We start from the raw sequence: 16,998 nt of genomic DNA on the forward strand, positions 1-16,998 counted from the left end.
ATAAAAATTCATTATGAATTATATATATACATAGAAAACAAAAAAAAGAAACCCTTTTTGCAGGATTTCTTTCAAAATGACTTACATTTTTTTCTCCATCGTCCGGTGCGGGATGCCCGCATCATCGAATTCATCGGAGACGATCGTATACCCGAGTCCTTGATAAAACGGGATGGCTTGAACTTGTGCACCGAGTGTCAGAAGTTGTTTCCCTTCACGCCGTGCGACACGCTCCATCGCCTGCATCAACTCACCACCGTATCCTTTTCCTCGTGCTGTCGCTAGCGTCGCGACACGTTCTACCTTCATCCGTTGGTCGTCATATGGGCGGGTACGTCCCGTTGCGACCGGTCGACTCTTTTCATCGAGGACAAGCAGATGAATCGCTGTTTCATCATGTGTATCGTATTCAAGATGGCGTGGTACGCCTTGCTCCTCGACGAAGACACGCTCCCGGATCATCCGGACGGCTTGATGTTGTTCTGCTGTACGTACTTGAATGACTGTCATGACTGATATTCCTCCCGTAATCGATCGACATATGCCATCGCATCATCCCGATTCGTAAATTGTGCCTGTGCCTGAACCGCACTTCCTCCGCCTCGCCCATTGAATGCTTGAACATATGCTTTAGCGAACTTCCCGAGATGGGGTTCACCTGGACTACTCATCAGTAGCTTGTTCGTCGTCGCATTCCAGACGACGCCGACGCGTCCCGCTGCTTGAATCGCTTTAGCAAGTTGCTCGGATATTTTGATTTCTTCATCCAGATGTTCAAACACAAGAATGCCTTCTTGTTGTTCTAAAGCGTGAGCGAGTGTGAACGTTGCGAGTTGTTCCTGGGCGTGTTCGACCTGTTTCGTTAAGCGTTTCTGCTCTTCTTGTAACGCTTGGACGGCTTCTAGCATTTGAACTGGTTTGACCGACAAGGCTTGCGCCGCTTCCCGTAAGGCTCGTCGTTCTGCCTGAACGAGTTGGTATGCCCGTTCCTTTGCGACATAAGAAAGACGAATATTTCCACGAATCCGCTCGACTCCGGTAAAGAGAATCGACTCAAGCTGTGCCGTTGAATCGAGATGCGTTCCACCACAGGCACTATAATCGAGTGTGCCGATTTGAACGACGCGAATTCGTCCTTCGACTTGTGGTGTTTTTCGTAACGGTAAGCATAGCGCTTCCGCCTCGTCATACTCTGTCGCCGTGATCGGTAATCCTTGTTCAATCACCTGGCGTAATCGTCGATTCAGCTGTTCTTGTTGCATAGTTGTCCATTCAGATGTCTCGATATCAAGCGTCGAGACCTCACTTCCCGTCCGAAAACTGAGTGTCTTGATATTTGATTCATCTTGTAGGATCGCAGAGATGACATGTTGTGCCGTATGCTGCGCCGCATGATCGATCCGGACTGCGTCATCTACGATACCGGTGACGTCACCTGTGAGCGGCGTCGCCAGTTGGTGCCAGACGACACCGTCTTCGATTTGAACGTCAAGGACCGGTTGGTCGTTCAATGTTCCACGATCTGCCGGCTGTCCACCGCTCTCCGGATAGAAGTAACTTTTCTCTAAAGCAACCCAATAGCCATCTATTTGTTTTGTCGTGCGAATGGATGTCTGAAAGGTTCGGACATCGGATTCTATTTGTTCGGGGCGCATGCCTCGACCACCTTTCTCTGTCAGTTTCACTCTGTATTATGCCATATTTCATCCAGAATCGTTTGTCGGCTTGCCTTTTTCCTAGTACACTAGACGAAAGACTACCGATCGCGAAGGGACGAAATGCCGTGATTCAGCATATCAATAAAAATTCACCACTCCCCATCTACTATCAAATCGAAGCTGCCTTAAAACAACAAATCGAAAGCGGTGTTCTTCAACCTGGCGATCTGATCCCGTCCGAGCGCGAATTTGCCGAAGCGCACCAAATCAGCCGAATGACGGTCCGACAAGCCATTTCAAACTTGGTCAACGCCGGTTACTTGATTCGTCAAAAAGGACGTGGAACATTCGTCGCGAATAAAAAAATCGTCATGCAACTGTCTGGATTGACGAGTTTCTCGGAAGAGATGGAGCACTTAGGTTTAGAACCAACGAGTGCGCTACTTTCCTATCAAATCATCGACGCCTCGATGACGATTGCCAATAAGCTCCGGATTCGCGAAGGAGCATCCGTGTATGAATTGAAACGTTTACGAATCGCAGATGAGCAAGCGCTTGCCCTTGAGACCGTCTATATCCCGGAACAGCTCTTACCTGGACTCGATCAAGACGTCGCGACCGCATCGCTCTATGCATTTGCAGAAGCGAGCGGATTAAATCTTGGACGTGCGAGTCAAACGTTCGAATCACGTCTTGCAACGAAGGAAGAGGCGGGCCATCTTGGTCTATCGACCGCTTCGCCTGTCTTATCTGTCGAGCAACTAACGTACCTGACAACAGAGCAACCGTTTGAATACGTCATCTCCGCTTACCGCGGCGACCGCTATACCTTCACCGTTGAAATGGAACGCCAACGCTAAAAATCCCCTTGTATCGTCGTACAGTGACGATGATACAAGGGGATTTTTAGTGTGTCTTACTGTGCAGGGACGGCTTCCGTCTCTGTCACTGGTTCTTCTGTCGTACTTTGTGCCGGGTCTGTCTCTTCCTTGATCGGTTCGACTTCTTGACCTTGCATCGCTTTTGCTAAATTACTTTTCACTTGCTCCAATTGATTCGGATCGAGATGATATTCCCATTTCCCGCTAATACCGATGTAGCCTTCTCCAGCGAGTTGGTACTCCGTCGTATTACGTAACGCTGCCGTGAAATCTGCTAAGCGTGTATAATCGTTCGGACCTAAGTTCGTTTCGACGTTATCACCGACAGCATCCAAAATATCACGGTATGCACTGAGGGAACGAAAACTTGCCGCTTCTTTGGCGACCGCTTGAATGACTTGCATCTGTTTTTGACCGCGTCCGATATCACCGAGCGGATCATCATGACGGTTCCGGACGTAAGCAAGTGCTTGCTCTCCTGTTAAATGTTGCATCCCTTTATCAACAGTGACAGTACCGGCTTTACGTTTTGAATCTTGCTCTTTGAACGCATATCGTACATCGATGTCTACGCCGTCCAATGCATCAATCAATTGAACGAATCCTTGGAAATTAACTTTAACGACGTGATCGATTTGAATACCGAGCAGGTTTTCTGTCGTTTCACGCGCTAATTTAATCCCATTATAGGAATTCGATTTATCCATCGAACCGAAGTAATGGGCATGGGTGATTTTATCTTGCTCAACACCTGTCTTACCATAAGGTACATCGTATTTCGAATAATCGATGTTCACGAGTGAATCACGCGGAATACTCGTCAACACTAATTGTTCCGTTTTTTTATTTAAGATTCCGACGATCATGACATCTGATCGCGCCGGTTCATTTCGTTCTTTACTTTTTTTCGTTTCATCCGTCCCAAGAATCAAGAACGATTCAGACGGAACATCATCATATTTAGAGCTCACCTTCGAGCCGGGAATGTTAATCTGCGTCTTTGCCAATGTTTCTTGCGTTTTAATAAAAACAGCTCCAGCATATCCAGAACCGATGATTGTGACAAGCAGGACGAGTGCAGCGATGACTTTCATGAACATCTTGCCAGCACTTGGCTGTCTCTTTCGTGCGGATCGCGTTTCCATCATGTAAACCCTCATTTTCATGTAAATTTTCCGTAAAGTTCGCTAATCTCCATTATCCGTACATTTAATGAAATGTCAATTTACGTTTCGATTAAAGAAATTGTATGGAATCGTTGCACTGAAAAAATCATGGACCCTTAGTGCGCTGTATCATGAGATTGAATGATCTTGGTATATGTCCTGTTGATGCCTTTCTATCAAAATAAAAAATCGCTTGAGACTAGGCTCAACAGAATCAAAAAAAGGAATAGAGTCAATCCAATGATTGTCTCTATCCCTTTTGATTCATCGCTCTTCCATCGTCATACTTTCATGAAATTCAGATAAGCCGCCCGTCCTGTACGTTTAGCGTCATCTGACAATAAAGATGCAGCTTCTTCGTCCAAGATCACCATGACATCAGCATGACGCTTGAGTACAGTCGCTGGACAATCCGTTGTTGCGACACCTTCCATCATGTCGCGAACCGCTTCTGCCTTTCGTTCACTAGAAGCAACGAGAAGGATTTTCTTCGCTTCCATGATCGTACCGATTCCCATCGTGATCGCCTTCGTCGGTACTTCTTCTAATCGATCAAAGAATCGTTGGTTCGCTTCTCGTGTCGACTCTGTCAATTCCGTTACGTGTGTCTTAGCATCGAACGGTGTACCTGGTTCATTGAAGGCGATGTGTCCATTCGCTCCGATTCCAAGTAATTGAATGTCGATTCCTCGATTGCGGACGAGCGCTTCATATCGTTCACTTTCGCGCACGGGATCTTCTGTGTCCCCGATTGGAACGAATGATTCCTTAAACGCGACATCTTTGAATAGATGCTCTTGCATGAACGTATGATAACTTTGTGGATGCTCTGGGCTGAGACCGACATATTCGTCTAGATTAACCGTCGTCACATGTCGACAATCGAGCGAATCCTTCCGCCATTCTTCATAAACGCCGACCGGTGAACTTCCCGTTGCCAGTCCTACCGTCAAACCTTCCGGGTGACGCTCAATTTCCTGTTTCAAAAATTGATAGGCCACCTGTGCTAATTCTTCTCCTTTTTCTACGATCATCCATTTCATGAGGTAGACTCCTTTCCGTTCGTGATCCGGTGTCGCGTACCACGATGAATCGTTTCTTGAATGTGTAGCGCTTCGTCGAGCAGGACGATGTCCGCATCCTTGCCGACCGAGAGGCTTCCCTTTTGAGTCAATTGAAGTTCTTTTGCCGCATTGACCGATGTCATGCGAACCGCTTCTTCGAGCGAACAGCCTGTATAGGCGATGATATTCCGTAAGGCGGCGTCCATCGTTAAGACACTTCCAGCTAAGCTACCGTTTTCAAGACGTGCCGCACCGTCTCGAACGAATACAGCCTGACCACCTAACTCATATTCACCATCAGCTAATCCTTTTGCACGCATCGCATCCGTGATGACAATCAGTCGATCTGCGCCTTTCATTCGGTAGGCGAAGTCGACCATTTCTGGCGCACTGTGAATCCCATCCGGAATGATCTCCGCATAGACGTCTGGTGTCAGGAGGCAATATCCGACCGTGCCTGGTTCCCGGTGATGAAGTGCCCGCATTTGATTGTAGAGGTGGGTACCATGCGTGACGTGACCGGCTTGGTTTTGGGCATACGTCGCGTCCGTATGTCCGGCTGACGGAATCGCACCCGTCAAGCGCACCGCTTCTTCGAACGCCCGTGCTCCCGGGCGTTCCGGAGCGTATGTGACGAGCTTGATCGTGTTCCCTGCTGCTTTTTGCCATTTCAAGAACTGCTCGACATCCGGTTCGACGATATGTTCGTGAGGCTGTGCACCCGCATAATCCGAATTGATGAATGGTCCTTCAAGATGAACGCCGACGATCGTCGTATCGTCTTGCGCTACGACTTCTCGGACCGTCTCAAGCGCGCGTGTGATATTTCCCCAGTCCTGAGTAATCGTCGTCGCTAAAAATGATGTCACACCTTCTTGTAACATCTGTCGGCTGAAATGACGCAACCTCTCGACATCTCCATCCATGACATCGACATCATATCCCCCATGAATATGCACATCGATCATTCCCGGAATGAGTGATTGATGCTGCGCATCGATCGTCTCTTCTCCTGCGATTTCCTCGAATTTCGACATGGGTCCCATCGCCTCGATTGTTCGGTCAAAACGAATGAAGCCGTCTTCAATCGTCTGCTCCCCCGTGTAAATCCGAGCATTGATGATCACTGTCATCTGGCATCTTCCTTTCTCTATCCGTTCCATGACTTGCTTCCGTATCTAGTATAACGCGATTAATTCTAGTTGTATAGACCTTTGTACATTTAAACGAAATTATAAAAGGACGATCCCGCATATCCGTAGATATAGGGTCGCCCTTTGTATACCCGTCGATTGCCGACTTCATGCGTCAGTCGATCATGGTAATAAAATCCGGTCTTTCTTTCGAGAAATCAGACGCGTTGCTTTTAAGATTGCCATCGGTAACGATTGACGCTTTCGGTAAGCAAGATATCGTCCTTCCCATTTTGGATCGTACTTTTCTTTGTATCGTCGTAGACCGGTGAAACTATACATGTAGCGAATATTATTGAAGACATCCGCTGCCACACGTTCTTGCCAGAAGGACGTCTCGTCCTCTCCGACGGACGAAAGCGGAGCCATTCCCATGTTGAACGTGTGGTAGCCTTCATCTTTCGCATACTCGAATAGTCGAATGAACATCGCATCCATGATTCCATTCGGTCCATCTGGTCGAAAACGCATCAAGTCAATCGATAAGACCCCTTCTTGGTAAGCAGGCATGAATGTCATGAACCCGATCAATCGTCCTTCCGCTTCACGCATGATGCCAATCGGCGCTCGATTTAAATAAGGTTCGTGGAAGTAACCGAGCGAAAAGCCTTTCTCGGACTTACCGCCTAACCATTCGTCGGAGACCTCTTGTAGTTCTGCTAATAGAGTTCCTGAAATAGGTGGCTCGACTACTTCGAACGTCATACCCTCTCGTTCAAAGCGATTTTTAATCGACCGAAGTCCAGCTCGTTTTTTCCCTGATACAGTGAAAGATGGGATATCAACGATCGCTTCTTCCCCGAGTTTGAAGAAGTTGAAGCCAAAATCATGATAGAGAGACATATTTTGCGCTTGAATTTGATAGATGTTCGGAATATATCCAAGATCTTCGACGCGACGTAAGAAAGACGCGATGACTTGTGAATGCTCCTTCGGATCTCCACTAGGGTCGCCAAGGACCATGATCCGATTACCGGTCTGACTGAACTGGATGAATGAACGCCCTGTTTTGGAGAAGAAGAAACGTTTATCACCTAGAAACGCGAGATGGCTTAAATAATTCCCACCCTGCTCACGCAATACCGATTCGATCTTTTCAGCATCGAATCGCTCACCGAGAACCGGTTGATTGAATGTGTTGAATAAGCGGATGAAGACGAGAACATACACGAGCGCAAAGATAGAGGCACTCGCTGCAAACATGAAAATTTCGTGTGCTGGATACACTTTTGTTCCGTCTGCTGATCCGAGTGTATAGAAGGCGTATCCAAAAAAGACGAATCCTCCAATGTACAATAGACCAGCGAAGGCAACCCGGATGAACCGTGTCGTCGTAATGAGCGTTCGTTCTCGGTGAAATGCTTTTCGCGACATCAGTAGCAAGACGAGGACGATGATGACGGCAAGGAAGGAAATCAAGTTAAAACCACGAAGTGCCATTCCAATCAACGCGAAAAAAGATGCCCCGTACATCATATATAACGACCGTTTTGTTCGACGATACAGTGCTGTCGATAAGAGGACGAACAATAAGCCGCCCATCAAGAAGAAACTATTCGCGAGTAACAGCGCTTCATGCGGTAATTTCGATTCCAAATATTCATATTGCGTCGAGACAGGTGGTAAAATCGCCAGTCCCCAGATCGTGATTCCGGCAACGAGTGTGATCAACGCGAGTGTGAAATGACGAATTTTACTGAGGAATCGCAGTTGTAAGCGCCAAATGACACCCCCGACCTCCATCGATGGACCAACGATCGGTTTGTCTTCGATCATCTTGACGACCGGACCGCTGAACTCCCGAGCTGAGAAAATGACACCGATCAGGAACGGAATCAAGTAGTAGACAAGACGATAGATCAATAATCCTGTCAAGACGATGCCTTCCTCGACACCCGCGCGCTGCATGCCGATCAAAAACACTAAGTCAAACGAACCAAACCCACCCGGTACCATCGAGATCAAACCGGCTGTCGCAGCGATAATGAAAACACCGATGACTTTTGAGAAACTGACATCCGTTCCGAGCGCCGCCAAAATCAGATAGACGACAACGCCAGCACTGAACCATTCTGCGAGTGAGACGAGTGAATATAACGCAATCGATTTCGGATGGATGCTGCTATTGCCTCGTCGAAACGAGAACAGCAAATAGAGTGGAAAGAAGAATGCGACACCAATGATGACGGGCCACAACCATTTTTTTAAATCGAGCACTTCGAACGCTGGAAAAACGTGCAGAAGCGATAAGGCAGATAAGATGGACAATCCACTGATCAACGTCGGTGCCATCCAGCCGATCGCCTTCAACAAACGACCGCCTTCAACAAATGGTCGATAAAGAGCGGATCGAATCGCCATCCCAGCGAGACCACCGAATCCGATGATCCCGTTAAAGGAGTTCGCAATCCAGGATGCTCGGAAAATTAGTCCGATCGGTGCTTTCGCCTCCAATGAACGTAATAAGAAGAAGTCATAAAAGAACATCGTCGAGACTGCCGCAAGACCTGCGAGAATCAACAGGATGAATTGCCAAGATGGGACTTGACGAATCGCTTGAATCGATTCCTGTAGCGACAAACTACGCAATTCGTTTTGTCCTTGATAAAAAATGAATCCAATCAAGACGATCGGCAAGATGATCTTCGCAATCGTCATGATGCGTTGTTTTGAGAATTTCAAGCTGCCAGCCTCCTTGATTTACGGATTAAATGCATAAGACGAACAAGTAGTAGCGTTGCTCCGACCGCAAGACCGATGATCAATCCCCACCAGTAACCATCTGGTCCGAGCGTCGTATAGCGTTCGAGATAAAAACCTAATGGTAGTCCAATGACCCAGTAGGCAGCAATCGTCAACAAGAAGGTGACGTTGACATCCTTGAATCCACGTAATGCACCTTGCGTCGGTGCAGCAACGGCATCCGACAGTTGAAAGAAAATCGCTAAAATCATGAAGTGTGCGGCTGCTTCGATGACTTGAGGATCACGACTATATAAAGCGGCAAGTTCTTCATTCTTTAAATACAACAAGATCCCGGAGAACAAGGAGACGGCAACACACATCGTCAATCCAATGACGACGTACTGGACAGCGTCCTTGATTCGTTTGGCGCCGACCTCAAAACCGACTGTGATCGTCAAAGCGGACGCAGCAGATAATGGGATCATATAGACGAACGAAGCGAAGTTGATGGCTGCTTGATAGGCACCGATGATGACATCGCCGTACGCTCCGAGCAGCAACGTGACCGCCGAGAAAATACTGACTTCAGAAAAAATCGCAAGACCAATCGGGGCACCGAGTAGAATCAATTCCTTGATTCGCTTCATGTCTGGACGGTAAAAGCGCCGCAGAATCCCAAGGCGTTGAAATAACTCTCCTTTAAAGACGACAGCGATGATCGCTAAACAAAGAATCCAGTACGTGATGGCAGTCGCAACTCCCGCGCCCACTCCACCAAGTTCCGGAAAACCGAAGCTTCCGAAGATGAATAGATAATTGAAAAGGACGTTAATGGGTAAAGAGATTAGTAGTAAGACCATCGTGATATTTGATTTGCCTAATGAATCGACGAGTGTTCGTAACACGAAGAAAACGAACATCGGTACGATTCCGAGTGCTAACATCACGAGGTAATTTCGCGCGACTTCACGCGCCTCTGCTGATAACTCCATCCGTTCGAGAATCGGATTGACAGCAATAAGTCCGATGACGACAGTCAAACCAATGATCACGACAGCAACGTACAACGCCTGCATGACGATCCGTTTGACTTCCCGCTCGCGTTTTGCTCCCATCGCTTGGGAAACGAGCGGTGCGACGGCAAGTAGAATACCGGTCAGTCCTGTGTAGACGGGTGCCCAGAGACTTGCTCCAACACCGACTCCTGCTAAATCAGCAGAACCATATCGACCGGCCATGACCGTATCGAAAAAACTAATTAAGTAAAACGCGACTTGCGTTACGAGGATGGGAAAGAAAATTTTCATGAATTGCTTCATCTTTCCTGAGAACGTAACTGTTTCTAACATGTTTCCACCACATTTCAGGAGGAGTCCTCCTTAATTTTAAAACCTAGCACTCTTGAACTCTTACGAAAATAATCCGAGGAGGGATTCATCTCATGAACCATCGAGATACTGAAAAGCTGACTTTCGAACTGCTTGAGACATGGTCGACCTTCAATCATTATGCCAAAGAGGCTCAAACGTTTGAAAATCCGGAAGATGTCCATCAAGCGCGGATTCGGTTACGGAAACTAATCACATTCGCCCGATTGGTCGATTTAACGGAGGAACCCGTTTATTTGATTTGGAAGCGACTGATGCATGCTTTCGGCGAAGTCCGTGACCTCGACGTACAACTCGAAGCAACCTCAAATAAAACAGAAATCGATCAGTTGTTCGCGAACCATGTCGCTCTGCAACTTCAAGGAAAACGTTCGACTTTAATCGAGACGATGCATCTCTTGATCTCAAATGAACTGGATCGATCCGTTCGTCGCTTTTTAGCCGGTCCGATGACAAAGCGCCTCAAACGGATGTCAGAAAAAGAGCTGATTCAGGCCGCCGAGAAACGCTATGAAAAAAAACGTGAACAATTTGAAAAAGTGCAACGAAAGGATGGAACGAAGCGTGTCGAACGGATGCATGAATTACGGCTTGCTACAAAAGCATACCGTTATACGGTCGAGTATCTTCGTCCCTACACGCATCAACCGAAGTCTGCTGTCGATCGTCTAAAGGCAACCCAGACACGACTCGGACACATCAATGACACGTATCAGCGATTAGAAAGATGGCGCTCTTTCGAGGTTCCATCTGCTTATCAAGAAGAGCGTTTGCGTCAGATCAAGCGGTTAGAGGACGAACTACGTTCTGCGCTTGATCAGATTGAAATCGCTCATGGATGACGTTGAACGAGTAATTCCAGCATCTTTGTTCCGGCAATCGAGTTCCCTTTGGCATCAAGCGATGGTCCAAAGACACCGATTCCGAGATCGGCCATATCGAAATCACTTCGACCGCAAGCAACGACTGCACCGGAAACACCACTTTTTCCTGGAAGCCCGACTTGGACGGAAAATTCTCCAGATGCATCGTACATGCCACACGTCGTCATGATTGCTCGAATGATTCGTGCGTTCCGACGTGAAATGACTTGGCGTCCTGATGGTGTTTTTCCAGATGTACTCAAAATTTTCCCCATCATGGCAAGTCCTTTACAGTTCGTCAAAATCGCACATTGTTTCGTATAGACGTCGATGATTTCTTCGACATTTCCCTCAATCACACCGTGATAGCGCATGAAGTAGAGCAGTGCCCGATTCAAATCTGTCGTTTCGAATTCCGATTCAGCAACATCTGCGTCATATTTTACCATTTCTACTTCAATATCCAATAGTTTTGCGATGAATTGACGCAATTGGAGTAATTTATCGGCAGCATCCGTTCCCGGTAACATGCTCGTCACGGCTAGTGCTCCTGCATTGATCATTGGATTGAGCGGTTTTGTTGGAATCGTCTCTTCAAGTTTCGCGATCGAATTGAATGCATCACCCGTCGGTTCCATCCCGACTTTTGAAAAAACATAATCTTCTCCGAATGTCTCGAGAACGAATGCGAGCGTGATGATCTTCGATACACTCTGTAGTGTAAACATCGTATCCGCATCACCTGCCGAGACGAACGTCCCGTCGGCATTACAGACGGCGATTCCTAGTTGTGTTGGATCAACCTTCGCAAGCTCTGGAATATAACTGGCGACTTGTCCAAGCACTGTATACGGACGGCATTCTTCAATCAACTCCTCGAGTTGTGCTTGTGTAACATTCATGGCGTTCCCTCTTTCTCTTTTTTTCTAGCTTATCACGCATCTGACGAATACGGATATGGTTCTTCTGTAAACGCTAAAAGGAGTCGACTCGTTTCAGCCGAGTCGACTCCTTTTTCTAGCATCCGCTTCATCCGTGTACGACTAGTTCGCCGTCTTCTACGTCAATCGCAATCCGGGCACCATCTTGAATCGCCCCACTGATCAAGGCACGGGCAAGTTTCGTCTCAATCGTCCGTTGCATATAACGATTGATTGGACGTGCGCCGTATTGTGGTTCAAATGCTTCCTCGAAAATCAACGTCTTCGCAGCATCCGTAACATCAATCGTAATGCCACGTCCAGATAAACGTGAACTCATTTTCTCGACCGCTTTGTCGATGATTCGTTCGATTTCCGTCCGGTGGAGTGGATGGAATAAAATCGTATCATCGATCCGGTTCAAGAACTCCGGTCGGAAGTGACGCTTCAGTTCTTGGCGAACGGCTTCCTCTTCCGCCGCATCGATGACACCATCTTTGGCGGCTTCAAGCAGGATCGGTGCCCCGATGTTTGACGTCATGATGACGATCGTGTTCTTGAAGTCGACGACACGTCCTTGCGCATCCGTTAAACGACCATCGTCGAGCAACTGAAGCAAGATATTGAAGACGTCCCCGTGCGCTTTTTCGATCTCATCGAATAACAGCACCGAATACGGGCTCCGTCGGACGGCTTCCGTCAATTGACCGCCTTCTTCATAACCGACGTATCCCGGAGGCGCACCGACAAGACGGGAGACATTGTGTTTTTCCATATACTCCGACATATCGATGCGGACGATGTGATCTTCACTATCGAACATCGCGGCTGCCAAGGCTTTGGCGAGTTCTGTCTTCCCGACCCCTGTCGGACCGAGGAACAAGAACGAGCCAATCGGGCGGTTCGGATCCTTGATGCCAGCTCGCGCTCGAATGACAGCGTCCGCGACGAGACGGACCGCTTCGTCTTGACCGAAGACACGCTCATGAAGCGTATCTTCAAGATAAAGTAATTTTTCGCGTTCGCCCTGCGCAAGCCGCGTCACTGGAATGCCGGTCCATTTCGAAACGATGTCGGATATCTCTTCTTCCGTCACCGCTTCTCGAACGAGTTCGTGTGAGACGTGTTCAGATGACTCTTCCGCGACTTTCAGACGTGCCTCAAGATCCGGAATTTGACCGTACTTGATTTCCGATGCTCGGTTCAAGTCATAGCGCCCTTCCGCTTCTTGTAATGCCAGTTTTGCCTTCTCAAGATCCGCGCGTAACTGTTGGACACTTTGCGAACTCTCTTTTTCCCGTTCCCATCGTGTCCGAAGCGCACTCTCGTCTTCTCGAACAGAGCTGAGTTCTTGTTGTAAGATGGCAAGTCGTTTCCGAGATGCTTCATCTGTCTCTTTCTTTAACGCAGCTTCTTCGATTTCGAGCTGCATGACTCGACGGACGAGTGAATCGAGTTCAGCTGGCATCGACTCCATATCGGTCCGAATCATAGCACATGCTTCATCGACGAGATCAATCGCCTTATCCGGCATGAACCGATCCGTAATATACCGATCGGATAACACCGCCGCCGCGACGAGCGCATTATCATGAATCCGTACACCGTGGTGAATCTCGAACCGTTCTTTTAGTCCACGCAGAATGGAGATCGTATCCTCGACATCCGGTTCTGCGACGAGTACTTGTTGGAAGCGACGTTCGAGCGCTGGATCTTTCTCGATATACTTCCGGTACTCATCCAGCGTCGTCGCACCGATACAGTGCAATTCTCCTCGTGCAAGCATCGGCTTGAGCATGTTTCCGGCATCCATTGCGCCGTCTGTCTTCCCGGCACCGACGATCGTATGCAGCTCATCGATGAACAAGAGAATCTGTCCTTCGGCTTCCTTGACTTCATTCAAGACTGCTTGCAGTCGCTCTTCGAACTCACCCCGGTATTTCGCACCAGCGACGAGCGCACTCATGTCTAAACTGAACAACTGCTTGTTCTTCAGACTCTCCGGTACATCTCCTCGGACGATCCGTTGCGCGAGTCCTTCAACGATTGCCGTTTTCCCGACGCCGGGTTCTCCAATCAAGACGGGATTGTTTTTTGTCTTCCGACTCAAAATCCGGATGACACGTCGAATCTCATCATCACGGCCGATGACCGGGTCTGTTTTCCCAGACCGGAAATCCGCTACGAGATCACGTCCATATTTTTTCAGCACATCAAACGTCTCTTCGGGATTTTTCGTCGTGACCTTCCGATTGCCTCGCATACTGACGATCGCTTCCCGGAGTGTCTCTTCCGTAATGCCTTGACGACGTAAAAATTGAGCTGCTGGACTTGATTGTTTGATCAATGCTAGCAATAAGTGTTCGACGGAGACATAGTCATCCTGCATGAGACGCGCTTCCGTCTCTGCTTCCGTCAACACGTTCAGCAACGAGCTACCGATCCGAGGCGTCGTCGCCTGGGACAAGGCAGGAAGCTTACCAATCGCCTCGTCAATCGCTCCATTCAATGTCTCAATCCGTTGATTCAGCTTTTCAAAGACGACTCGTGCAATCCCTTCTTCTTGAGCAAGTAAGGCAAGTAACAAATGCCATTCTGTGATTTCACTATGACGACGTTGTTTCGCGATCGCTTGGGCAGAGACGATTCCCTCGTGTGCCCGATCCGTTAAACGTTCAAAATCCATCCTTGATCACTCCTTCACTGCAAGTTGACGTTCCCACTCTTCATAAAAGGCACGGTCCATCTCAGGTAACTTGACTTCGAGTTGGACAAGTAACGCCCCACGATGACCATTCGCTTGACTCAGACCACGATTTGGAATCCGGAGTCGCGCTCCTGGTTTCGTGCCCGGTTTGACTTTCAGTTTGATTCGTTTCCCTTCAAGCGTATCTGCGACGACTTCGCCTCCGAGCACAAGCGTCGTCGGATGAACACGGACGGTTGAAATGACGTCTTGGTCGACCCGTCGGAACTGATCGTCATCCTTCAAGTGAATCGTCACGTAAACATCTCCCGCGACACCTTGTCGGTTACGCATCGAACTTTTTCCACGTAAGCGAACTTTTTTACCGTCATAGACGTCTTTCGGAAGCGTCAGCTGGATCGAACCCGTCGCAAGACGCACCGTGACTTTTTCGTTCGTACTGAGATGACTGAGTGGGATCGTCAATTCAAGCTCTTCATCGGTCGACACTTCTTCCTGACTAAAGAACGAACCGAACATGTCTTCAAATCCGAACGATTGTCCAGGTCGTGTCCGTCCACCACCTCCGAACTGTCGGAACAGATCTTCGTAATCTCCAGCGCCACCAGCTCCAGCACCTGCCATCTGATCGAAGTTACTGCCGTATCGATCATACTTCGCTCGTTTTTCCTCATCTCCAAGCACATCGAAGGCTTCTTGGATATCCTTGAAACGCTGGTCCGCACTCGCCTCTTTATTGACGTCTGGGTGATACTGCTTCGCCAATTTGCGGTACGCGCGCTTAATATCTTGATTCGATGCATCCTTTGTGACACCGAGTGTTTGGTAGTAGTCTTTTGCCATTCGAATTCACTTCCTTTTCCTATACTTCATTACCTTAATTATAAAAGTCGTATCTTAATTGGTCAAATATAGTCAAACTTTTTTCTGACATTCTGTTCTCTTTTCACTTTACGTCCTTGCGACAAACAAGTTTCACCGACTGAACCATGTTATACTGATAGCCAAGCAGGAAATGAACGATGGGAGGATCTACAGATGGATGGTAAAACACGTAAAAATATCACGCCCGGTCTTAAAGTCAGCATCGTGTTGAAGCAAGATCAACGAACGGGTAAACGAACAGAAGGAATCGTCAAAGACCTTCTCACGAAATCTCCGCAACATCCGCACGGGATTAAAGTGCGCTTAGAAGACGGTCAAGTCGGTCGTGTTCAAGAAATTTTAGGATAAAAAGACAGCAATCGCTCGTCCTGATTCCTTTTCGGAGTCAAGACGAGCGATTTTTTCATGATTCAGTAGCTTGTTCTAAGTAACGCCATGTCGCTTCGACGAGAATACGCGCTGCATCGAGCATCGCCGGCTCCTTAAAATCAAACTGTGGATGGTGATGCGGTGGATACGAAGCATCTCCCGCTCCTGTAAAGAAGAACGCGCCCGGTACGTGTTGCAGATAATAAGCAAAATCCTCGCCACCCATCGTTGGTTCGATCTCAAATACACGCGCGTCTCCTAGAACTTCTCGTGCGACAGATTCAATCAATGCGGTGGGTGCAGCATGGTTGATGACAGCTGGATAGCCTTTTTCGTATGTAAAGTGATACGTTGCTCCGACTGCTTCACAGATTCCTTTGATCGTTCGCTCCATCCGCTCGATGATCTCGTCTGCTGTCGCTTCATCAAACGTCCGGATCGTTCCTGTCAACGTCGCTTGATCCGCGATGACATTAAACGTATTCCCCGCATGTAATGTTCCGACGGTCACGACTGCCGGCTCCAGTGGATTGAGTTGACGACTGACGATCGATTGTAATTCTTTGACGATCGTTGCCCCGAGTAAGACAGCATCAATCGTCTCATGTGGTTTCGCACCGTGTCCGCCTTTTCCATATAAGATCAGTTCGAACTTATCAGCCGCTGCCATGATCGGACCAGTCCGAACACCGACATGTCCTAAATCGATCGTTGACCAAAGATGCGTTCCGAAGATGACATCGACCCCTTCGAGACAACCGTCCGCAATCATATCGCGTGCACCGCCCGGAACGACTTCTTCCGCATGTTGATGAATCAAGACGACGTTCCCCGGTAATGATTCCCGCTGTTGCATGAGCGTCTCTGCGACGGCCAGCAGCGTTGCCGTATGACCATCGTGACCGCATGCATGCATCACACCCGGAACCGTCGACCGATACGCGACCTCTTTAGCGTCAGCAATCGGTAAGGCATCAAAGTCGGCGCGTAACGCGACGGTCTTTCCCGGTTTTCCTCCACGAATATACCCGACGACACCACGTCCGCCGACCTCCGTCTTGACTTCGATTCCGAGCGCTTTTAAATGTTGCGCGATATAACGCGGGGTCTCGACTTCGTGAAACGACAACTCTGGGTGCTGATGTAAATAGCGACGGCGCTCGACCATTTCTGGATACAACGCTTCTAGTCCGGCAGTTCGTTCTGACATATATGTATC

Annotated in this window: 14 protein-coding genes; 3 read left to right on the forward strand and 11 right to left on the reverse strand. The window is 48.3% G+C overall.

Features of this window, described 5'->3' with window-relative positions; genetic code table 11:
- Nucleotides 1–81: 81 nt before the first annotated feature.
- Nucleotides 82–510 (reverse strand): GNAT family N-acetyltransferase, encoded by a 429-nt coding sequence (locus B3G15_RS05090; protein ID WP_050678062.1) that lies wholly within the window; start codon nucleotides 508–510, stop codon nucleotides 82–84.
- Nucleotides 507–1,655: an alanyl-tRNA editing protein gene (locus B3G15_RS05095; protein ID WP_290716591.1), complete on the reverse strand. Its 1,149-nt coding sequence runs from the start codon at nucleotides 1,653–1,655 to the stop codon at nucleotides 507–509. Before B3G15_RS05095 ends, B3G15_RS05090 begins: the two co-directional genes overlap by 4 nt.
- A 128-nt stretch (nucleotides 1,656–1,783) precedes the next feature.
- On the opposite strand from B3G15_RS05095, the gene phnF reads away from it, so the two are divergent.
- Nucleotides 1,784–2,518, forward strand: coding sequence for a phosphonate metabolism transcriptional regulator PhnF (phnF, locus tag B3G15_RS05100; RefSeq protein WP_029340766.1), 735 nt, complete (start codon nucleotides 1,784–1,786; stop codon nucleotides 2,516–2,518).
- 56 nt (nucleotides 2,519–2,574) lie between these two features.
- Here phnF and B3G15_RS05105 read toward each other — a convergent pair whose 3' ends face one another.
- The 5 genes from B3G15_RS05105 to B3G15_RS05125 all read right to left on the reverse strand — a co-directional run bounded on the left by B3G15_RS05105 (nucleotide 2,575) and on the right by B3G15_RS05125 (nucleotide 9,996).
- Nucleotides 2,575–3,687 (reverse strand): LCP family protein, encoded by a 1,113-nt coding sequence (locus tag B3G15_RS05105; protein ID WP_231681811.1) that lies wholly within the window; start codon nucleotides 3,685–3,687, stop codon nucleotides 2,575–2,577.
- Between the two features lie 299 nt (nucleotides 3,688–3,986).
- Complete coding sequence (gene nagB / locus B3G15_RS05110; RefSeq protein ID WP_050679000.1) at nucleotides 3,987–4,748, reverse strand: glucosamine-6-phosphate deaminase; 762 nt, start codon at nucleotides 4,746–4,748, stop codon at nucleotides 3,987–3,989.
- Nucleotides 4,745–5,902, reverse strand: a complete 1,158-nt coding sequence (gene nagA, locus B3G15_RS05115) for an N-acetylglucosamine-6-phosphate deacetylase (RefSeq protein WP_290716603.1) — start codon at nucleotides 5,900–5,902, stop codon at nucleotides 4,745–4,747. The genes nagB and nagA overlap by 4 nt, the downstream gene beginning before the upstream one ends.
- Nucleotides 5,903–6,085: 183 nt before the next feature.
- Complete coding sequence (gene mprF, locus B3G15_RS05120; protein WP_290716606.1) at nucleotides 6,086–8,644, reverse strand: bifunctional lysylphosphatidylglycerol flippase/synthetase MprF; 2,559 nt, start codon at nucleotides 8,642–8,644, stop codon at nucleotides 6,086–6,088.
- Nucleotides 8,641–9,996, reverse strand: coding sequence for an MATE family efflux transporter (locus B3G15_RS05125; RefSeq protein WP_058265717.1), 1,356 nt, complete (start codon nucleotides 9,994–9,996; stop codon nucleotides 8,641–8,643). Before B3G15_RS05125 ends, mprF begins: the two co-directional genes overlap by 4 nt.
- 92 nt (nucleotides 9,997–10,088) lie before the next feature.
- On the opposite strand from B3G15_RS05125, the gene B3G15_RS05130 reads away from it, so the two are divergent.
- On the forward strand, nucleotides 10,089–10,877 hold the full coding sequence (locus tag B3G15_RS05130) for a CHAD domain-containing protein (protein WP_149426803.1): 789 nt from the start codon (nucleotides 10,089–10,091) through the stop codon (nucleotides 10,875–10,877).
- On the opposite strand, the gene glsA is transcribed toward B3G15_RS05130, so the two are convergent.
- The 3 genes from glsA to B3G15_RS05145 all read right to left on the reverse strand — a co-directional run bounded on the left by glsA (nucleotide 10,868) and on the right by B3G15_RS05145 (nucleotide 15,368).
- Nucleotides 10,868–11,800, reverse strand: coding sequence for a glutaminase A (glsA, locus tag B3G15_RS05135; protein ID WP_023467099.1), 933 nt, complete (start codon nucleotides 11,798–11,800; stop codon nucleotides 10,868–10,870). The genes B3G15_RS05130 and glsA overlap by 10 nt on opposite strands.
- A 127-nt stretch (nucleotides 11,801–11,927) precedes the next feature.
- Nucleotides 11,928–14,504, reverse strand: coding sequence for an ATP-dependent chaperone ClpB (clpB, locus tag B3G15_RS05140; protein ID WP_290716617.1), 2,577 nt, complete (start codon nucleotides 14,502–14,504; stop codon nucleotides 11,928–11,930).
- A 6-nt stretch (nucleotides 14,505–14,510) separates the two neighbouring features.
- On the reverse strand, nucleotides 14,511–15,368 hold the full coding sequence (locus B3G15_RS05145; protein ID WP_290716622.1) for a J domain-containing protein: 858 nt from the start codon (nucleotides 15,366–15,368) through the stop codon (nucleotides 14,511–14,513).
- 195 nt (nucleotides 15,369–15,563) lie between these two features.
- On the opposite strand from B3G15_RS05145, the gene B3G15_RS05150 reads away from it, so the two are divergent.
- On the forward strand, nucleotides 15,564–15,758 hold the full coding sequence (locus B3G15_RS05150) for a YwbE family protein (protein ID WP_023467094.1): 195 nt from the start codon (nucleotides 15,564–15,566) through the stop codon (nucleotides 15,756–15,758).
- A 55-nt stretch (nucleotides 15,759–15,813) separates the two neighbouring features.
- Here the strand turns inward: B3G15_RS05150 and B3G15_RS05155 are convergent, their stop codons facing one another.
- Nucleotides 15,814–16,989 (reverse strand): M20 metallopeptidase family protein, encoded by a 1,176-nt coding sequence (locus B3G15_RS05155; protein WP_290716627.1) that lies wholly within the window; start codon nucleotides 16,987–16,989, stop codon nucleotides 15,814–15,816.
- Between the last annotated feature and the right edge of the window lie 9 nt (nucleotides 16,990–16,998).

The organism is Exiguobacterium sp. UBA1053 (assembly GCF_002316465.1).
GTDB classification, from domain to species: domain Bacteria; phylum Bacillota; class Bacilli; order Exiguobacteriales; family Exiguobacteriaceae; genus Exiguobacterium_A; species Exiguobacterium_A abrahamii.

Bases quoted from the DNA above. Each gene is read 5' to 3' on its own strand.
- B3G15_RS05095 (WP_290716591.1), bottom strand. From the start codon at position 1,655: ATGCGCCCCGAACAAATAGAATCCGATGTCCGAACCTTTCAGACATCC.
- glsA (WP_023467099.1), bottom strand. From the start codon at position 11,800: ATGAATGTTACACAAGCACAACTCGAGGAGTTGATTGAAGAATGCCGT.
- nagB (WP_050679000.1), bottom strand. From the start codon at position 4,748: ATGAAATGGATGATCGTAGAAAAAGGAGAAGAATTAGCACAGGTGGCC.
- B3G15_RS05155 (WP_290716627.1), bottom strand. From the start codon at position 16,989: ATGTCAGAACGAACTGCCGGACTAGAAGCGTTGTATCCAGAAATGGTC.
- B3G15_RS05090 (WP_050678062.1), bottom strand. From the start codon at position 510: ATGACAGTCATTCAAGTACGTACAGCAGAACAACATCAAGCCGTCCGG.
- B3G15_RS05150 (WP_023467094.1), top strand. From the start codon at position 15,564: ATGGATGGTAAAACACGTAAAAATATCACGCCCGGTCTTAAAGTCAGC.
- B3G15_RS05125 (WP_058265717.1), bottom strand. From the start codon at position 9,996: ATGTTAGAAACAGTTACGTTCTCAGGAAAGATGAAGCAATTCATGAAA.
- clpB (WP_290716617.1), bottom strand. From the start codon at position 14,504: ATGGATTTTGAACGTTTAACGGATCGGGCACACGAGGGAATCGTCTCT.
- B3G15_RS05130 (WP_149426803.1), top strand. From the start codon at position 10,089: ATGAACCATCGAGATACTGAAAAGCTGACTTTCGAACTGCTTGAGACA.
- B3G15_RS05105 (WP_231681811.1), bottom strand. From the start codon at position 3,687: ATGATGGAAACGCGATCCGCACGAAAGAGACAGCCAAGTGCTGGCAAG.
- B3G15_RS05145 (WP_290716622.1), bottom strand. From the start codon at position 15,368: ATGGCAAAAGACTACTACCAAACACTCGGTGTCACAAAGGATGCATCG.
- nagA (WP_290716603.1), bottom strand. From the start codon at position 5,902: ATGACAGTGATCATCAATGCTCGGATTTACACGGGGGAGCAGACGATT.